This window comes from Solwaraspora sp. WMMD937 (assembly GCF_029581175.1).
Lineage (GTDB): Bacteria > Actinomycetota > Actinomycetes > Mycobacteriales > Micromonosporaceae > Micromonospora_E.
Genome location: NZ_CP120738.1, coordinates 2,094,132 through 2,111,934, shown reverse-complemented (window position 1 = coordinate 2,111,934; position 17,803 = coordinate 2,094,132). Strand labels below are relative to the sequence as shown.

At 72.6% G+C, this 17,803-nt stretch carries 18 protein-coding genes; 7 read left to right on the top strand and 11 right to left on the bottom strand.

Annotation, left to right across the window (positions count from 1 at the left end; genetic code table 11):
* Nucleotides 1-51: 51 nt before the first annotated feature.
* Entirely contained in the window at nt 52-366 is a 315-nt protein-coding gene (gene groES, locus O7621_RS09095; protein ID WP_123606067.1) for a co-chaperone GroES, read from the bottom strand.
* 210 nt (nt 367-576) lie between these two features.
* Here groES and O7621_RS09090 point away from each other — a divergent pair, with 210 nt between their 5' ends.
* The 6 genes from O7621_RS09090 (at nt 577) to O7621_RS09065 (ending at nt 7,105) form a co-directional block, all read left to right on the top strand.
* A complete protein-coding gene (locus O7621_RS09090; protein WP_282233576.1) occupies nt 577-1,812 on the top strand; it encodes a class I SAM-dependent methyltransferase in 1,236 nt (411 codons plus the stop codon).
* A 45-nt stretch (nt 1,813-1,857) separates the two neighbouring features.
* On the top strand, nt 1,858-2,337 hold the full coding sequence (ybaK, locus tag O7621_RS09085; RefSeq protein ID WP_282233575.1) for a Cys-tRNA(Pro) deacylase: 480 nt from the start codon (nt 1,858-1,860) through the stop codon (nt 2,335-2,337).
* Nucleotides 2,338-2,615: 278 nt separating this feature from the next.
* Entirely contained in the window at nt 2,616-3,713 is a 1,098-nt protein-coding gene (locus O7621_RS09080; RefSeq protein WP_282233574.1) for a substrate-binding domain-containing protein, read from the top strand.
* A gap of 122 nt (nt 3,714-3,835) precedes the next feature.
* Nucleotides 3,836-4,642, top strand: coding sequence for an ATP-binding cassette domain-containing protein (locus O7621_RS09075; protein ID WP_282233573.1), 807 nt, complete (start codon nt 3,836-3,838; stop codon nt 4,640-4,642).
* Nucleotides 4,639-5,895 carry an ABC transporter permease gene (locus tag O7621_RS09070; protein WP_282233572.1) on the top strand — a complete coding sequence of 419 codons (1,257 nt, stop codon included), beginning with the start codon at nt 4,639-4,641 and terminating at the stop codon, nt 5,893-5,895. Before O7621_RS09075 ends, O7621_RS09070 begins: the two co-directional genes overlap by 4 nt.
* Nucleotides 5,896-5,914: 19 nt before the next feature.
* Complete coding sequence (locus tag O7621_RS09065; protein ID WP_282233571.1) at nt 5,915-7,105, top strand: ROK family transcriptional regulator; 1,191 nt, start codon at nt 5,915-5,917, stop codon at nt 7,103-7,105.
* 6 nt (nt 7,106-7,111) lie between these two features.
* On the opposite strand, the gene O7621_RS09060 is transcribed toward O7621_RS09065, so the two are convergent.
* The 6 genes from O7621_RS09060 to tsaB form a co-directional block, all read right to left on the bottom strand.
* Nucleotides 7,112-8,890 (bottom strand): ABC transporter ATP-binding protein, encoded by a 1,779-nt coding sequence (locus tag O7621_RS09060; protein ID WP_282233570.1) that lies wholly within the window; start codon nt 8,888-8,890, stop codon nt 7,112-7,114.
* Nucleotides 8,887-10,632 (bottom strand): ABC transporter ATP-binding protein, encoded by a 1,746-nt coding sequence (locus O7621_RS09055; RefSeq protein WP_282233569.1) that lies wholly within the window; start codon nt 10,630-10,632, stop codon nt 8,887-8,889. The genes O7621_RS09060 and O7621_RS09055 overlap by 4 nt, the downstream gene beginning before the upstream one ends.
* Nucleotides 10,633-10,709: 77 nt before the next feature.
* Entirely contained in the window at nt 10,710-10,964 is a 255-nt protein-coding gene (locus tag O7621_RS09050) for a hypothetical protein (RefSeq protein ID WP_281555725.1), read from the bottom strand.
* Nucleotides 10,965-10,975: 11 nt separating this feature from the next.
* Nucleotides 10,976-12,022 (bottom strand): tRNA (adenosine(37)-N6)-threonylcarbamoyltransferase complex transferase subunit TsaD, encoded by a 1,047-nt coding sequence (gene tsaD / locus O7621_RS09045; protein WP_282233568.1) that lies wholly within the window; start codon nt 12,020-12,022, stop codon nt 10,976-10,978.
* Complete coding sequence (gene rimI / locus O7621_RS09040; protein WP_282234508.1) at nt 12,015-12,467, bottom strand: ribosomal protein S18-alanine N-acetyltransferase; 453 nt, start codon at nt 12,465-12,467, stop codon at nt 12,015-12,017. Before rimI ends, tsaD begins: the two co-directional genes overlap by 8 nt.
* 17 nt (nt 12,468-12,484) lie before the next feature.
* Complete coding sequence (gene tsaB / locus O7621_RS09035) at nt 12,485-13,198, bottom strand: tRNA (adenosine(37)-N6)-threonylcarbamoyltransferase complex dimerization subunit type 1 TsaB (RefSeq protein ID WP_282233567.1); 714 nt, start codon at nt 13,196-13,198, stop codon at nt 12,485-12,487.
* Between the two features lie 344 nt (nt 13,199-13,542).
* Between tsaB and O7621_RS09030 the strand changes: the two genes are divergently transcribed.
* Nucleotides 13,543-14,265: a helix-turn-helix transcriptional regulator gene (locus O7621_RS09030; protein ID WP_282233566.1), complete on the top strand. Its 723-nt coding sequence runs from the start codon at nt 13,543-13,545 to the stop codon at nt 14,263-14,265.
* 4 nt (nt 14,266-14,269) lie between these two features.
* On the opposite strand, the gene ung is transcribed toward O7621_RS09030, so the two are convergent.
* The 4 genes from ung to alr all read right to left on the bottom strand — a co-directional run bounded on the left by ung (nt 14,270) and on the right by alr (nt 17,774).
* Nucleotides 14,270-14,974 carry a uracil-DNA glycosylase gene (ung, locus tag O7621_RS09025; RefSeq protein WP_282233565.1) on the bottom strand — a complete coding sequence of 235 codons (705 nt, stop codon included), beginning with the start codon at nt 14,972-14,974 and terminating at the stop codon, nt 14,270-14,272.
* A gap of 93 nt (nt 14,975-15,067) precedes the next feature.
* Nucleotides 15,068-15,574 carry a tRNA (adenosine(37)-N6)-threonylcarbamoyltransferase complex ATPase subunit type 1 TsaE gene (tsaE, locus tag O7621_RS09020; RefSeq protein ID WP_282233564.1) on the bottom strand — a complete coding sequence of 169 codons (507 nt, stop codon included), beginning with the start codon at nt 15,572-15,574 and terminating at the stop codon, nt 15,068-15,070.
* The gene (locus tag O7621_RS09015) at nt 15,571-16,659 is read right to left on the bottom strand and encodes an alpha/beta hydrolase (protein ID WP_282233563.1); all 1,089 of its coding nucleotides are present in this window, start codon (nt 16,657-16,659) and stop codon (nt 15,571-15,573) included. Before O7621_RS09015 ends, tsaE begins: the two co-directional genes overlap by 4 nt.
* The gene (gene alr, locus O7621_RS09010) at nt 16,656-17,774 is read right to left on the bottom strand and encodes an alanine racemase (protein ID WP_282233562.1); all 1,119 of its coding nucleotides are present in this window, start codon (nt 17,772-17,774) and stop codon (nt 16,656-16,658) included. The genes O7621_RS09015 and alr overlap by 4 nt, the downstream gene beginning before the upstream one ends.
* Nucleotides 17,775-17,803: the final 29 nt, after the last annotated feature.

Sequence of the window (17,803 nt, the reverse complement as noted above, 5' to 3'; positions counted from 1 at the left end):
CGCCCCGAAGCCCCGGGCTGGGGCTTCGGGGCGTTCAGCACTGGCAGTAGGTCACTTCTCGATGACCGCGAGGACGTCGCGGGCGGAGAGCACCAGGTACTCCTCGCCGGCGTACTTGACCTCGGTGCCGCCGTACTTCGAGTAGATGACCGTGTCGCCGACGTTGACGTCAACCGGGATCCGGTTGCCCTTGTCGTCGACGCGGCCGGGGCCGACAGCGAGGACGGTGCCCTCCTGCGGCTTCTCCTTGGCGGTGTCGGGGATCACGATGCCCGACGCCGTGGTGGTCTCAGCCTCGTTCGCCTGGACCAGGATCCGGTCCTCGAGCGGCTTGATCGCAACCTTGGTCGCGGTAGTCACGGGCATACCCTCCTGGGGTATCTGGTTTTGGTGCCGGCCACGTGGGTAACCGGCGTCAATCTGCCTCATGTCCACCGGGCGGATCCGTCGTCGCGGGTGCCGGACCGCCTGGCGTTTCGCTCACCGGCGGGAGCCGGCGGGCTGGCACCCTCGACCCGAGAGTGCTAACCGCAGATTAGCAGTCGCCTGTGCGGAGTGCTAGCCCGATGGCCGAGCATGGACAATGTCGCGGTGCACCCGGACGAACTGGCCGCCCTGCGCGCCCCGGAGGGCGCGGCCGCGCTGGTTGCCGCGGCCGAGGTGCTGGCCGCGCCGGGCGGGGCGGATCCACTCGCGGCAGCGACCGCGCTGCGTACCGCCGGGGTGCCGGCAGCGCTGGCGACCGCCGCGCTGACCCAGGCCGCGCTGCGCGCCCGCGCGACCGGCAAGTTCGGCCCGGCCGCCGCCCGGATGTTCTTCACCCGCGCCGGCCTGGAGCAGGCCACCCGGTCGGTGGTCGCCGACCGGCGCGCCGCCCGGTTGCGCGCCGCCGGGGTACGCCACCTCGCCGACCTGGGTTGCGGTCTCGGCGCGGACTCCCTCGCCGCCGCCCGGGCCGGCATCCGGGTGTACGCGGTGGAGGCCGACCCGGCCACCGCCGCGATCGCCGCCGCCAACGCCGAGGCGACCGGGCTGGCCCACCTGGTCGACGTGGTCTGCGCCGACGCCACCGGAGTCGACCTCACCGGCTACGACGCGGTCTTCTGCGACCCGGCCCGCCGGTCCGGCACCGGTCGGCGCACCTTCGACCCAAACAACTACTCCCCGTCCTGGGACTTCATCCGGACCCTGGTCGCCCGGGTGCCACGGACCGTACTCAAGGTGGCACCGGGCATCGATCACAGGTTGATCCCGCCAGGAGCCGAGGCCGAGTGGGTCAGCGTCGACCGGGAGGTGGTCGAGGCGGCGTTCTGGTGCGGCCCGCTGGCCGACACCCCACGCCGGGCCACCCTGCTGCGGACCGGCCAGCCGGCCAGCGACCTGACCGGCGACGGCGGCGAGCCGGTCACCGTCGGCCCGGTCCGGCGTTACCTGTACGACCCGGACGGGGCGGTGGTCCGCTCGCACCTGGTCGCCGCGTTCGCCGCGACCGTCGACGGCACTCTCGCCGACGAGTCGATCGCCTACATCTACGCCGACACGCCGACCGACACGCCGTACGGCAGGTGTCTGGAGATCACCGACGTGCTGCCGTTCTCGCTGAAGCGGCTGCGGGCGCTGCTGCGCGAACGCGGTGTCACGCGGCTGGAGATCCTCAAACGCGGATCCCCGCTCGACCCCGCCCAGTTGCGCCGCGACCTGCGGCTGCGTACCGCCGTCGGGGCCGGCGTGGCGGCGAGTCTGGTGCTGACCCGGGTGGCCGGCGCCCCGACGGCGCTGCTCGCCCACCCGGTGCCGGCGCCGGGCCGGTGAGCGCGCCAGCCCGGTGAGCGCGCGGGGCCGGTAACGTCGCGCGGCATGGCAGGTACCGCGACTCCGGCGACGACGCTGCTGACCAAGCGGCGGATCACCTTCCAACTGCACCCGTACCGGGTCTCGCCGGACACCCCGGACTACGGCGCGGCGGTCGCGGCCGCCCTCGGCGTCGCCGCCGAGCAGGTGTTCAAGACGCTGGTGGCGCAGGTCGACGGGGCACTCGCCGTCGGCGTCGTGCCGGTCACCGGGGAGCTGGACCTGAAGGCCCTCGCGACGGCGCTCGGCGGCAAGCGCGCGGTGCTGGCCGAGCGGGTGCTCGCCGAACGGACGACCGGGTACGTCCGGGGCGGCATCAGCCCGATCGGGCAGCGTAAACGCCTGCCGACGGTGCTGGACGCCTCGGCGCAGCGGTACGCCGAAATGTACGTCTCGGCCGGTCGTCGCGGGTTGCAGTTGAGTATCACTCCGAGTGACCTCGCAGCGGTGACTGGCGCCCGATTCGCCCCAATCGCTGCTCACTGATCCGGTCAGTCGACGGGCAGATGTCCACCGCGTTGCTGAATTGTTATCGCGGGCAACAAAACTGGTGACGTCACCGTCTTGTGCCCGGCGCCACACTCCTAATACGTTGCCGGACACAACAAAAACCGCGATGGCCCAGCTCAGCCCCAGGCCGTTGCCGTCGCCGGCCGGGCCTCCGGAGCTCACCAGCGCCCCGCGAGCCCACGCCCGAGACCGCACGACACGCACCAGCACAACCCCTTGTACGCGAAACATCACCCTTCGAAAGGACCCGAGCGATGCGCAAAGGGATCCTCAGCACCGCCGCCGCCGGTGTCCTGCTCGCCGGCGGCCTGACCGCCTGTGGCAGCGACACCGGCACCGACACCGGCAGCGGCGACACGCCGACCCCGAAGATCGGCGTGATCCTGCCGGACAGCGCCTCCTCCGACCGCTGGGAGACCGCCGACCGGCGCTTCCTGGAAGAGGCGTTCGACGCCGCTGGCGTGCAGGCCACCATCCAGAACGCCCAGGGCGACAAGGCCCAGTTCCAGACCCTCGCCGACCAGATGATCACCGACGGGGCCACCGTCCTGATGATCGTCAACCTGGACTCCGGCACCGGCAAGGCCGTGCTGGACAAGGCCAAGCAGCAGGGCGTCGCCACCATCGACTACGACCGGCTCACCCTGGGCGGCTCCGCCGAGTACTACGTCAGCTTCGACAACGAGGCCGTCGGCCAACTGCAGGGCGAGGGCCTGGTCAAGTGCCTGACCGACGCCGGCGTGGAGAAGCCGACCATCGCCACCCTCAACGGCTCGCAGACCGACAACAACGCCACCCTGTTCAAGGCCGGCTACGACGGCGTGCTCGACCCGCTGTACGAGTCCGGCGAGTACGTCAAGGGCCCGGACCAGTGGGTGCCGGACTGGGACAACACCCAGGCCGCCACGCTGTTCGAGCAGATGCTGACCCAGACCGGCGGCGAGATCGACGGCGTGCTGGCCGCCAACGACGGCCTCGGCAACGCGGCGATCTCGGTGCTCAAGCGCAACGAGCTCAACGGTCAGGTGCCGGTCACCGGGCAGGACGCCACCCCGCAGGGCCTGCAGAACATCCTCGCCGGCGACCAGTGCATGACCGTCTACAAGGCGATCAAGGCCGAGGCGCAGGCCGCCGCCGACCTGGCGGTCGCGCTGGCGAACGGTGAGCGCAAGGAGGTCGCGCAGACCGTCACCGACCCGGAGACCAACCGGGAGGTGCCGTCGGTGCTGCTCACCCCGCAGGCCATCTACAAGGAGAACGTCGCCGACGTGGTCAACGACGGCTACGTCACCGCCGAGGAGCTCTGCACCGACGAGTTCGCCGAGCTCTGCGCCGAGGCCGGCATCAGCTGACCGGCGTACCGCCGACCGACCGGTAGCCCCGCCGCGGGTGTCACCCGGCAGCACCATCGCCGGGTGACACCCGCGGCGGCGGAACCGGCGCCGGCCGGGCACCCTCACGAAGGAGACCACCCGTGTCCGCGACCCCCCTGCTGCAACTGCGCGGGATCGACAAGAACTTCGGCCCCGTCCAGGTGCTGCGCAACGTCGACTTCGCCGTCCACGCCGGCGAGGTGACCGCGCTCGTCGGCGACAACGGCGCCGGCAAGTCCACCCTGGTCAAGTGCATCAGCGGCATCCACCCGATCGACCGCGGCGAGGTCGTCGTTGACGGCCGCCGGGTGCACATCCACAACCCGCGCGACGCCGCCTCGCACGGCATCGAGGTCGTCTACCAGGACCTCGCGCTCTGCGACAACCTCGACATCGTGCAGAACATGTTCCTCGGGCGGGAGAAGCGCTCCGGGATCGTCCTGGACGAGACCACCATGGAGCAGATGGCCGCGGACACCCTCGCCGGGCTCTCCGTCCGGACCGTCAAGTCGCTGCGGCAACTCGTCGCCAGCCTCTCCGGCGGCCAGCGCCAGACCGTCGCCATCGCCAAGGCTGTGCTGTGGAACAGCAAGGTCGTCATCCTCGACGAACCCACTGCGGCGCTCGGCGTCGCCCAGACCGCCCAGGTGCTCGAACTGGTCCGCCGGCTCGCCGACAACGGCCTCGCCGTCGTACTGATCTCGCACAACATGAACGACGTCTTCGCGGTGTCGGACCGGATCGCCGCGCTGTACCTCGGCCAGATGGTCGCCCAGGTACGGAGCACGGAGATCACCCACGCGCAGATCGTGGAGCTGATCACCGCCGGCCGCAGCGGTGACCTCGGCCTACCGGCCGACAACGGCACCGAGTACGCCGCCACCAACGGACCGGGAGCCGACCGATGAGCACCGCCACCTCCACAGTCCAGCGGCCCGCCGCCCCGGCCGACTCGCCCGGCGTCGGCGAACACCTGCGCAACTACTTCTCCCGGATCCGCGGCGGCGACCTCGGTGCGCTGCCCGCGATCCTCGGCCTCGTCGTGCTCTGCACGGTCTTCTCGATCGTGCGACCCAACTTCTTCACCGCCGGCAACTTCGCCAACCTGTTCATTCAGGGCGGCGCGGTCACCCTGATCGCGATGGGGCTGATCTTCGTCCTGCTGCTCGGTGAGATCGACCTGTCCGCCGGCTTCGCCAGCGGCGTCTGCGCCGCGATCCTGGCGGTCGTCTCCACCGAGATGGGACTGCCCTGGTACGTGGCGGTGCTGGCAGCCGTGGCCACCGGAACCCTGATCGGCACCGTCCTCGGGTTCTTGGTCGCCAAGGTCGGCATCCCGTCGTTCGTGGTCACCCTGGCCGCGTTCCTCGCCTTCCAGGGCACGGTGCTGCTGCTGATCGAAGGCGGCAAGAACGTCTCGCTGCGCGACGACGTGCTGATCGCGATCGTCAACCGCAACGTCCCGCCGGTCGTCGGCTGGGCGATCTTCGGCGTCGGGGTGGCCGGGTTCGCGCTGATCCAGCTGCTGCGCTACCGCACCCGGTCCGCCAAGGGCCTGGTCACCGACCCGATCGTGGTGGTGCTGGCCCGCATCGGAGTGCTGATCGCGATTGCCGGTGCCGCCGTCTACATCCTCAACCAGGAGCGCAGCATCAACCCGCTGATCACCTCGCTGCGCGGGGTGCCGATCGTGGTACCGGTCATCGTGGTACTGCTGATCTTCTGGACCTTCGTGCTGCGGCGCACCGCGTACGGCCGGCACATCTACGCGGTCGGCGGCAACCGGGAAGCCGCCCGCCGGGCCGGCATCAACGTCGACCGGATCCGGATCTCCGCCTTCATGATCTGCTCCTCGATGGCCGCCGTCGGCGGCATCGTGGCCGCCAGCCGCGCCAACTCGGTGGACGCCAACACCGGCGGCAGCAACGTGCTGCTGTTCGCCGTCGGCGCGGCGGTGATCGGCGGCACCAGCCTCTTCGGCGGCAAGGGCCGGGTCCTCGACGCGGTCCTCGGCGGCGCCGTGGTCGCGGTCATCGAGAACGGCATGGGACTGCTGAATGTCAGCTCCGGGGTGAAGTTCGTCTTCACCGGTCTGGTGCTGCTGCTGGCCGCCAGCGTCGACGCGCTGTCCCGCCGTCGCGCCGCCGCCGGGTCCCGATGACTGCGGAGACGACGAACCGATGCGGGCAGGACCCAGCCAGGAGGAGATCCGCCGGCACAACCTCGGCGCGCTGCTGCGGCACGTGCACGTGCACGGCGCCACCTCACGGGCCGAACTGACCACCACGCTGGGGCTCAACCGCAGCACCATCGGCGCGCTCACCGCCGACCTGGCCGCCGCCGGCCTGGTCAGCGAGGGCGGTGCCCGGGAAACCGGCCGGGCCGGACGACCGTCGCTGGTCGTCCGGCCCGCGTCCGAGCGGGTGTACGCGTACGCGCTCAGCATCGAGGTCGACCGGTTACGGGCCGCCCGGGTCGGACTCGGTGGCCGGATCCTCGACACGCGCACCGGCGACCGACCCCGGGGCACCCTCGCCGCCGAGGCGGTCGGCCCACTCACCGGCTTCGTCAAGGAGCTGCACCAGGCGGTGCCGGCCGGAGCGGTCTGCGTCGGCAGCGGCGTCGCGGTCTGCGGCATGGTCCGCCGCGACGACGGCATGGTCCGGCTCGGCCCCACCATGGGCTGGGTCGACGAGCCGCTCGGCGCGGCTCTGGCCGAGGCGCTCGGCGACGACCGGGGCGTCCTGGTCGGCAACGTCTCCGACGTGTGCGCGCTGGCCGAACACACCCGGGGCGCGGCGGTCGGCTGCGACCACGTCGTCTACCTGTACGGCGACGTCGGCGTCGGCGCCGGAATCATCGCCGGTGGCCGGCGGGTCACCGGGCACGGCGGGTACGGCGGCGAGGTCGGCCACATGGTGGTGCACCCCGGTGGCCGGCCCTGCCTGTGCGGATCCCGGGGCTGCTGGGAAACCGAGATCGGCGAACACGCGCTGATCCAGGCAGCCGGCCGCAGCGGGGAAGTCGTCGGCCGGGAGGCGGTGCTCGCCGTGGTTGACGCGGCCGACCGGGGCGACGGCCAGGCCCAGGCCGCGGTCCGCCAGGTCGGCAACTGGCTCGGCTTCGGCGTGGCCAACCTGGTCAACATCTTCAACCCGGAGACGGTGATCTTCGGCGGTACGCTGCGGGACGTCTACCTGGCGGCGGCTGCGCACGTGCGCAGCCGGCTCAACTCCAACGGACTACCGGCCTGCCGGGAACACGTCCGGCTGCGTACCCCGAAACTCGGCGACGACGCGCCGCTGATCGGCGCCGCCGAACTCGCGTTCGAGCAGCTGCTCGCCGACCCGCTCGACGCGGTGGCCGGCTGACCCCGGTCAGCCGACCGCCCGCGCCGACCCGAGGCCCTGCCAGGTGCGCCACAGCTCGGCGTACGGGCCGTCGGCGGCGACCAGCTCGTCGTGCGAGCCGAACTCGGTGATCAGCCCGTCCTCGACCACGGCGATCCGGTCGGCGTCGTGTGCCGAGTACAGCCGGTGCGCGATCGCGATCACCGTACGTCCGTGCAGCACCACGGCGAGCGACCGCTCCGTGCGCCGGGCGGTACGCGGATCGATCAGCGACGTCGCCTCGTCCAGCACCAGGGTCTGCGGATCGGCCAGCACCAGCCGGGCCAGGGCAAGCTGCTGGGCCTGGTCCGGACCGACCGGATGGCCGCCGGCACCGACCACCGTGGCCACCCCGTCCGGCAGGGCGGACACCCAGTCCAGTGCGTCGACGGCGGCCAACGCCTCGCGTACCTCGGCGTCGCTGGCGTCCGGTCGGACCAGCGCGACGTTGTCGCGCACCGTACCGATGAAGACGTGATGCTCCTGGGTTACCAGGGCGACCCGGCCGCGCAGCTGGTCCGGGGCGAGGTCGGTCAGCGGTACGCCGCCGGCGGTGACCGAACCGGCGGTCGGCCGCAGCACCCCGGCCAGCAGCCGGCCCAGGGTGGACTTGCCGGCGCCGGACGGCCCGACGATGGCGATCCGCTCCCCCGGCCGCGGCACCAGGGTGACCCCGCGCAGCACCTCCCGCCCGTCGACGTAGCTGAAGTGGACGTCGACCGCCGCGACCGGGTCGGCGGCGCACGCGCCGTCAGGTGCCGGCGCGCGGGGGACCGCGGTCGCGGGCCGGCCCGGCTGGGCGACGCCGAGCAGCCGGGCCAGCGACGCGGCACCGAGCTGCAGTTCGTCCAGCCAGTTCAGCAGCCGGTCCAGCGGGGCGGCCAGCATCTGCACGTAGAGCACTGCCGCGGTGACCTGTCCGAGCGTCACCCAGCCGCGCAGGTAGCACCAGCCGCCGATCGCCAGGGTCGCCGCGACCGGCACCACGTAGCTGATCTCGATCAGCGGGAACCAGACGGTACGCAGCCACAGCGTGTAACGCTCGGCCGCGTACTGCCGGGCGATGTCGGTGTCGGTGCGCCGCCGCCGGTGCTCCTGTCGGCGCAGCGCCTCGACGGTCCGGGCACCGTCGACGGTCTCGCTGAGCCCGTCGGTGATCCGCGAGTACGCGGCGCTCTCGGCCAGGTAGCCGTCCGGCGCCCGGCGCAGATACCAGCGGGTGCCTGCCCACAGCAGCGGCACCACGATCAGGCAGGGCACCGCCAGCACCGGGGCGACCAGCAGCAACGCCCCGAAGATGAAGGTCGCGGTGCTGATCGCGATCAGCGTCTCGGGCACCGCGAACCGCACCGACTTGGACAGCACGGCGACGTCGTGCGAGGTCCGGGTGAGCAGGTCACCGGTGCCGGCCTTCTCCACGGTCGACAGCGGAATGGACAGCACCCGGCCGATGAACTCTTCGCGCAACGCGGCCAGCACCCGCTCACCGAGCCGGGCCGATGCCACGTGGGCGTAGCGGGCCAGCACCGCCTGTAAGACCAGGAACCCGGCGATCGCCAGGGCGGTCCGGTCGACGGCGGCGATCGCCGCCGTGGACGTGGTGAGCGTCTCGACCAGGCCGCCGAGCAGCCGGGGCGCGGCGAGCCCGGCGACTGCGGCGCCCACGTGCAGCGCGAGAGCACCGGCCAGCATCCGTGGGTGCCGGCGGACCAGGACACGGGCGTACCGGCGGACCTCGGCCCGGTCCGCGACCGGCAACGCCGTCACGACGCCACCTCACTCAACGCCGCCGACTCGGTCGACGCCACCGGCTCGGCGCGGGTCACCAGGGCGGCGTACCCGGGTTCGGTGCGCAGCAGATCGGCGTGACTGCCGTCGGCCACCACCCGGCCGGCGTCGACGAACACCACCCGGTCGGCGTGTTCCAGCAGCAGCGGGCTGGTGGTGCAGACGACGGTGGTCCGGCCGGTCCGGGCGGCCGGCAGCCGGGCGGCGATCCGCACCTCGGTGTGCGCGTCGACGGCGCTGGTCGGCTCGACCAGCACCAGGATCGGCGGGTCGGCGAGCAGCGCCCGGGCCAGCCGGAGCCGCTGCTGCTGGCCGCCGGAGAACTCCCGGCCACGTTCGGCGACCTCGGCGTCGAGACCGGCGGGCAGCGCGTCGACGATGTCGGTGGCGCTGGCCGCGACCAGCGCCGCCCGGATCGCCTCGTCGCTGGCCCGCCCGGTGCCGTCGAGTTCGTCGCGCAGCCGGCCGGTGAACAGCCGGTCGTCGTTGTCGGTCACCAGGATCCGCTGCCGGACCGTGGCCAGGTCCAGCTCCCGCAGCGGTACGCCGGCCAGGGTGACCTCGGTGTCGCGGTAGCGGCCCAGCCGGTCGGCGAGCCCGGCGACGTCCTCCGGCGCGGTGGCCGCGACGGCGGTCAACTGGTACGGGTCCACCCGCAGGCCGGACGTCGGATCGACCAGGTCGCCGGCGCGGTCCGGCAGTCGGCGCGGCCGCGCCGGGTCGGTGAACTCGCCGGTGATGGCGAGCAGGCCCGCGACCCGGCGGGCGGCGACGTGGCCACGGGTCATGGTGTGCAGGAACTCGGTCAGCGTCCGGATCGGACCGGTCAGGAACGCGGTGTACGCGTAGGCGGCGACCAGCTGCCCGACGGTCAGCTCGCCGGAGAGCGTGAGCCGCGCCCCGAGCCAGGTCACCAGCACCAGGAACATCCCGGGCAGCAGCAGTTGGCCGGCCTCCAGGACGGACTCGACCCGGGCCAGTCGGTCGCCACGCCGCCGCAGCTCCTGCGACTGGTCCCGGTAGCGGTCGGCGAAGGCCGGTTCACCGCCGACGCCGCGCAGAATCCGCAGGCCGGTCACGATGTCACCGGCCAGGGTCGCCAGGGTGGCCTGCTGGTCCCGGTACGTCTGCTGGCGGCGGTGCAGCGGCCGCAGGCCGAGCCCGACGGCCGCCATCAGCACCGGCACCCCGATCACGATCACCAGCCCGAGCGGAACAGAGGTGCCGAGCAGGATCGCGGCGACCACGACGATCGCCACCACCGCACCGACCGCCCGGGCGACGACCTCCACCGCGCCGCCGAGACTGCTCATGTCGGCGGTCCCGATGCTCACCACCTCGCCGGTGGCCAGCCGTTTCGGCAGGGTGGCGCCGAGCCGGTTGGCCTGCCGTACGGTGAGCTGGACCGTGCGGTACGCGGTGGACAGCCAGTTGAACACGCCGAACCAGTGCTGGCTGATGCTGGCCGTCGCCTGGACCAGCCCCAGCCCCAGTAGCACCACCGACCAGCCGAGCAGCGCCTGCGAATCGCGGGCGTTGAGGCCGACGTCGATGGCATGTCCGACAACCGCCGGCATCAACGCCTGGCTGCCCATCCAGACCACGCTGAGCACCGATCCCCAGGCCACGGACACCCCGGCACGTCCGGCCAGCCAGCGCAGCAGACGCAGGACTGACCGGTGATCGGCTACGCCGGGATCGGCGACGGGCAGGGACCACATGGCATCGCGACGGTACGGCTACTTTGCGTGGCCGATCCACCGATTTTCCCATTTCCGCCGGCCGGTCGGCGGCGGCTTCAGCGGTCGACCTGGGTGAAGTCCCAGCTGTGCGGTGCACGGGTGACCAGCCGCAGCGGTGGTTCCGGCAACGACAACGGGCTGCTGCGCCACTTCGAGATGACCACCAGCCGGTCATCGGTCGACGAGAAGACCTCACTGGCCAGGTGCAGCGGGCTGTGTTCGATCTCCGGCAGCGCGGTGTCGCAGACCCAGGTGAGCAACTCGGTCAGGCGGGACGGCTCGGCCTTCGCCTCCCACATCCGCACGATCACGTCGCCGGACATTACACGCTCACCGTGGTCAACGGCAGCGCGGAGTCGGCCGGCAGGTCCAGCCGGCTGGCCGGTACCCCGGCGGCGACCAGATGCGAACCGAGCGCCGCGACCATCGCGCCGTTGTCGGTGCACAGTTTCGGCCGGGGCACCCGGACCCGGATCCCGTACCGCTCGCAGCGTTGCTCGGCCATCGCCCGCAGCCGCGAGTTGGCCGCCACCCCGCCACCGATGACCAGGGTCTCGACGCCCCGGTCCCGGCAGGCGTCGACCGCCTTGGCGGTCAGCACGTCGCAGACCGCCTCCTGGAACGACGCGGCGACGTCCGCCACCGGCACCGGCTCACCGGCCCGTTCCCGGGCTTCGACCCAGCGGGCCACCGCGGTCTTCAGTCCGGAGAAGGAGAAGTCGAACCGGTGCGCGGCGAGGTCCTTCGGCGCGGTGAGTCCACGGGGGAATGCGATCGCCGCGGCGTCACCGTCGCGGGCCGACCGGTCGATCGGCGGCCCGCCGGGAAACGGCAAACCGAGCAGCCGGGCCACCTTGTCGAACGCCTCACCGGCCGCGTCGTCGATGGTGGCGCCGAGCGGGGTGACTCCGGCGGTCAGGTCGTCGACCAGCAGCAGCGACGAGTGCCCGCCGGAGACCAGCAGGGCGATCGCCGGTTCCGGCAGCGGACCGTGCTCCAGGGTGTCCACGGCCACGTGGGCGGCGAGGTGGTTGACGCCGTACACCGGCTTGTCGGTGGCGATCGCGTAGCCCTTGGCCGCCGCGACACCAACCAGCAGGGCACCGGCCAGACCGGGGCCGGCGGTCACCGCGATCGCGTCGATGTCGGCCAGGGTGACGCCGGCGTCGTCGAGGGCCCGGCGCATCGTCGGCACGATCGCCTCCAGATGGGCCCGGCTGGCCACCTCCGGCACCACGCCGCCGAACCGGGCGTGTTCGGCCACGCTGGAGGCCAGCGCGTCGGCGAGCAGCGTGTGCCCACGGACGACGCCGACCCCGGTCTCGTCGCAGGAGGTCTCGATCCCGAGGACCAGAGGTTCGTCAGCCATCTCGCATCATCACCAGAGCGTCGGTGTTGCTGGGTTGGTAGTAGCCACGGCGTACGCCGACCGGTTCGAAACCGTACGCCGCGTACAGCCGCTGCGCGGGTGCGTTGTCCACCGCGACTTCCAGGAAGGTCCGGCCGGCCCCGCGCCGGGTGGCTTCGTCGAGCAGCCCGGCCAGCAGGGTCCGGCCCACGCCGCGCCGTTGGTGGCCCCGGCGTACCGCGACGTTCTGCACCCACGCCTCGTCGGGTGTCGCCGGATCGCCGGCCAGCGCCAGCCCGGCGTACCCGGCCAGCTGGTCGGTGCCGTCGACGACGGCCAGGTAGTGGTGCCCGTTGGCCAGCTCGTTCCAGAACATCTCGGCCGACCACTGTTCGGCACCGAACAGGTCGGCTTCGATCGGTACCGCCTGTTCGATGTGCCACCAGCGGAATCGGACGGTCCGCAGCTGCCCACCGACCTGGGTCACTGGAGCACCGGTTTGCGTCCGGCCGCCGCGACGGCGTCGGGCCGGCGCAGGTAGCAAGGGGTCAACGGCTCGGTGGGCGCGGCGGCGCGGACCCGGTCGGCCGCCAACCGCGCCAGCGGCAGGGCGTCCGGGTAGCGGGGCTCGGGGCGCACCGGTACGCCGAGCAGTTCGGCGTACCGCAGGGCGCCGTCGCCGACTGCCGTGGTGACGCCGAGACCCGCCAGGACTTCGGCGACGGCGGCCGGCGCGCCCACCGCCGGGTCGGTGAGCCGCTGACCGTCGGCGGCGTACACCGCCCAGTAGATCTCCCGGCGCCGCGCGTCGGTAGCGGCCAGCACCCGGCCGGTCGCGGCGTCGCTGCCGGCGGCGTCGCTGCCGGCGAGGTCGGTGCCGGCGGCATAGCCGAGCGCGTCGAGCGAGTTGACGCCGTACGTCGGGATGTCGAGGGCATGCGCCACGCTAGCGGCGGTGACCAGACCGACCCGCAGTCCGGTGAACGGCCCGGGGCCGAGCCCGGCCACCACTGCGGTCAGGTCCGCCGCCGCCGCGCCGGACTCGGCCAGGCAGGCAGCGATCTGCGGGGAGAGCAGTTCGCCGTGTGCCCGCGCGTCGACCGTACGTCGGCTGGCCAGCAGACGTACGTCGTCGGTGATCTCGGCCAGCGCGGCGGTCACCGCGGGAGTCGACGAATCCAGCACCAGTACCAGCACGGTATGCACCCTAACCGGACACCGCGGCCGGCTCCTGGCTGCCCTCGGCGCGCCCGTGGTCGGGTCGCCCCACACCCCCCGCGACCCCCGTGTCGCGCGTGTCGCGCGTATCGCCCGCCACTCATACTCTCCGGACCTGATGCCACACGTGCATCTTGATGCCACAGGTGCATCAAGCCTGGAGAGAGACCATGTCCCCCGCGCCGAACCTGGCCCGGTCCGGTCCGAGTCCGGTCCGAGTCCGGCCGCCCGGGAGTCCAACCAGCCGGTCACGCGCCGCCGGTCGGGAACCGGACATCCGTCGAGGATGGACATCATCGGTACCGGACAGGGAGCATCAGCGAATGGAATCGTCGACCCGGCTCGGCGGGGAGGTCGGCCGGCTGCTGCGGCAGGAACGCGAACTCCGCCGGCTGACCCAGCGGGATCTGGCCACGGCCACCGGAATCGCGCAAACCACCGTGGCCAGGGTCGAGTCCGGTCACCGGGGCGCGGCGCTGCCACTGGTCGAGCGGTTGTTCGCGGCGCTGGGCCGGCAACTCGTGGTCGGAGTCGAGGACCTCGACGAGGACGTGGACCGGCAGATAGCGCAACTCGCCGACCGCGGGATCGATGACCGGCTCCTGGACACCGACGTCGAGCGGTTCCGCCGCCACGTCGACGGAATCAGCTACGTCTTCGACGGTCCGACCGCCGCACTGCTGCAGGGCGCGCCGGTGCCGGCGCCCGGGGTGCACGTGGCCCTGCTCTGGTCCGAGGCGGACGCCATCACCGAATGGCTGACCGGCCGGTACGCGAGCCGGTGGATGGACCGCTGGCAGGAGTACCGGCACATTCCGGTCGATCCACGGCAGCCGTATCCACTCCGGTGGCAGACGATAGCCGGTGAGATCCACGCCCGGATGTGCGACAACCTCCCCGAGTCGATCGACGTACGGCACGGCGAGCGGCACTACCCGGTGGTGCCGCTGGCCGAGCTGGCGATCGCCGATCCGGGCGTCGCCCGGCTACTGGACCGGCACCGGGCGGGCCGCAGCGGTCAGCCGGTACCGGGGCGCGGCGGTTGACCGGTCAGCCGGCCACCGGCTGATCGGCACCACCGGTCCGGCTCCAGTCGATGCCGGGCAGGCCGGCGTCGGCCAGCGCCTTGTCGGTGGCGCTGAACGGCCGGCTGCCGAGAAAGCCCCGCGGGTTCATCGGGCTGGGGTGGCCGGCCTCCAGCACGACGTGCCCCGGGTTGGTGATCAGCCCGCGCTTCTTGCGCGCGTAGCCGCCCCACAGCAGGAAGACGACCCGCTGGTCACGGGCGTCGAGCGCGGCGATCGTGGCGTCGGTGAACTCCTCCCAGCCCTTGCCGGCGTGTGAGCCGGGCCGGCCCTGCCGCACGGTGAGCACCGCGTTGAGCAGCAGCACCCCCTGGGCCGCCCAGCCGGTCAGGTCACCGCTGCGCGGCATCGGCACACCGACATCGGTGCCCAGCTCCTTGAATACGTTGCGCAGCGACGGCGGCACCGATACCCCGTCGCGGACGCTGAAGCTGAGCCCGTGGGCCTGCCCGGCCCGGTGGTACGGGTCCTGGCCCAGGATCAGCACCCGGCACTGCTGCGGCGGGCACAGCCGGTACGCGGTGAAGAGGTCCGCCACCGGCGGGTACACCGTCTGGTCGGCGTACTCGTCGGCGACGTACCGGCCGAGCGCGGCGGTGCCGGCCGGGTCCAGGTGCGGAGTGAGCGCGGTGGCCCAGGCAGAAGGCAACATGGCCAGCAGGTCGAGCATCTCGGGAGCCTTTCGTCACGCCTCGGTGGTGGCCGCCGCCCGTCCTCATGGACAGCTGCGCGCCGTCCGGCACTCTACGGGTGGCCTACGACATCACCGTCCAGCATGGCCGGCCGGCTGGTCCAGCCCGGCGAGCCGACCCGACCAGCCGGGGCCCCGCCCAATCAACTCGGCGGTCCGGGAGTCGTCCTCGGCCCGGTGCATGCGGACCAGCAGGTGCGCCTCGGCGAGCTGCTCGACCATCCCCTCGCCCCACTCGACGACGGTGACCGCCCGGTCCATGTCGGCGTCCAGGTCGAGGTCGTCGATCTCGGCCCGCGGGTCGGGCGCGTCGCCGAGCCGGTACGCATCGGCGTGCACCAGGGTGAGCGTGCCGCCCCGGGCCGGATCCGGTTGGTGCACCCGGGCGATGACGAAGGTCGGCGAGGTGACGTCGCCGCGTACCCCGAGGCCGTCGCCGATCCCCTGCACCAGGGCGGTCTTGCCGGCGCCGAGCGGACCGGTCAGCACCACCAGGTCACCCTGGCGCAGCAGCCGGCCGAGACGGCGGCCGAGGTCGTGGGTGTCGGCCAGTTCGGGTAGCGGGATCCGGACGGTCATCGGGCAATTTTCGCAAGGAACGCGAACAGCGCCGCGTTGACCCGGTCGGCGTGTTCCAGCATCACCACGTGCCCACCGTCCGGGATCCTCACGTAGTCGGCGTCGGGCAGCCGACGCAGGATCTCCTCCGAATGGGTCACCGGGGTGATCATGTCCTTGTCGCCGACGATGACCAGGGTGGGGCTGCTCTCCAGGACCGCGAGCGCCGGGTACCGGGAGTGGGTCAGCAGGGTCCGCACGTACCGGGTGACGGTCTCCGCCGAGGTCCGCGAGTTCATCCGCTCCACGTAGCTGACCAGCGCCGGGCTGGGTCGGGCGGTGCCGAAGCCGTACTGGCGGGTCAGCAGCCAGGCGAGGTCGGCGGTGGCCACCCGAAGCCGGTCGATCACTGGACCGGTCAGCCGGGTGGCGTTGTTGACCAGCATCAGCAGCGGCGAGCCGGCCCGGCTGAGGATCGCCGGCAGACCGAGCCGGGCCTCGTCGACCAGACTGCCCGAGGTCGCCATCAGTACGGTGCCGACCACCCGGTCGCGGAACAGCTCCGGATGCCGTTGCGCCAGGGCCATGATGGTCATACCGCCCATCGAGTGTCCGACCAGGATCAACGGGGCGTCACCGGCGGCCTGCTCGATGACCGCCCGCAGCGTCTCACCGAGCGCGTCGATCTCGTAGTCGCCGGACTCCAGCCGGCCGGAGCGGCCGTGGCCGGGCTGGTCGTAGCAGACCAACCGGTACTCTCCCCGCCGGGTCAGCTCCCGGCGCTGGAAGTGGAAGGTTCCCATGTCCAGGCAGTAGCCGTGCACGAAGACGATGGTCGGCCGCAGCGGTGCCGCGTCGTCCGGCTCGACGATCTCCACGTAGACGTCGGTGCCGTCGGCGGCGGTGACCACCCGGGTCTCGTCGTAGGGCAGCTCGCCGAAGGGTTCGTCGGCGTACCGGTCCGCCACCTCCCGCTTGAGTCGGCGCACCAGGGCGCGTTCGACGGTGACCGTCGCGGTCACCCCGGCCGCCGCGACGCCGAGGGCCGCGCCGACGATGCCGGCGGTCCGGGCCACCTTCTGCGCACCGGCCCGCTGCCCGCTCATGGCCGGCTGTCCTGGTAGATCCGGGGCACCCGGGGACTACCGAACCGGGTGACGATCTCGTAGTTGATGGTGCCGACCGCGTCGGCCCAGTCGTCGGCGGTCGGGCCGCCGTCGCGTCCGTCACCGAACAATGTGGCCACCTCCCCAGCGTTGATTTCGTCGTCGCCGCAGTCGAGCACGATCTGGTCCATGCACACCCGGCCGGCGATCCGCCGCACCCGGCCGCCGAGGCGCACCGGCCCGGTGTTGGACGCGTGCCGGGGCACGCCGTCGGCGTAGCCGAGCGGCACCACGGCCAGGGTGCTGTCCCGTTCGGTGTGGTAGGTGTGCCCGTAGGAGACGCCCTGCCCGGCGGGGACCCGCTTGACCAGCATCACCCGGGCGCGGACGGTCATCGCCGGTCGCAGGCCGAAGGTCTCGCCCGGCACCGGGGACAGCCCGTAGCAGGCGATACCGGGCCGGACCAGGTCGAAGTGGGTGTCCGGTCGGGTCAGGGTGGCCGCCGAATTGGCCAGGTGCCGGTAGCGGGGTCGCAGCCCGTACCGGCTGGCCACGGCCAGCCCGTCGTGGTACGCCGCCAACTGCCGGTCGATGGTGGCGTGCCCGGGCGCGTCGGCGAAGACGAAGTGGCTCCACACCCCGACCACCTCGACGGTGCCGTCGGACTGCGCCTTGGCAGCCGTCTCGACCAGCTCTGGCCAGTCGTCGCCGGTGGCCCCACCCCGGGACAACCCGGTGTCGATCTTGAGATGCAACCGGGCCGGCCGGCCGGCGAGTCGGGCCGCGGCGACAGCCTCGGACAGCAGGGTGCGGCTGCCGACGCCGAGGTCGACGTCGGCGGCGACCGCGTCGTGCAGGGGCAGTCCGGGGCTGAGCAGCCAGGCCAGCACCGGCCCGGTCAGTCCGGCACCGCGCAGCTCCAGCGCCTCACCGAGGGTGCAGACGCCCAGCCAGTCCGCTCCGGCGTCGAGGGCGGCCCGGGCCGCCGGCACCATGCCGTGACCGTACCCGTCGCCCTTCACCACCGCCATCAGCTCGGCGCTGGTGCCGGCCCGCAGCCGGGCCACGTTGTCCCGGATCGCGTCCAGGTCGACCCGCACCTCTGCCTGCCACATGAGGCCAGCCTACTGACCGGTCACCTGAC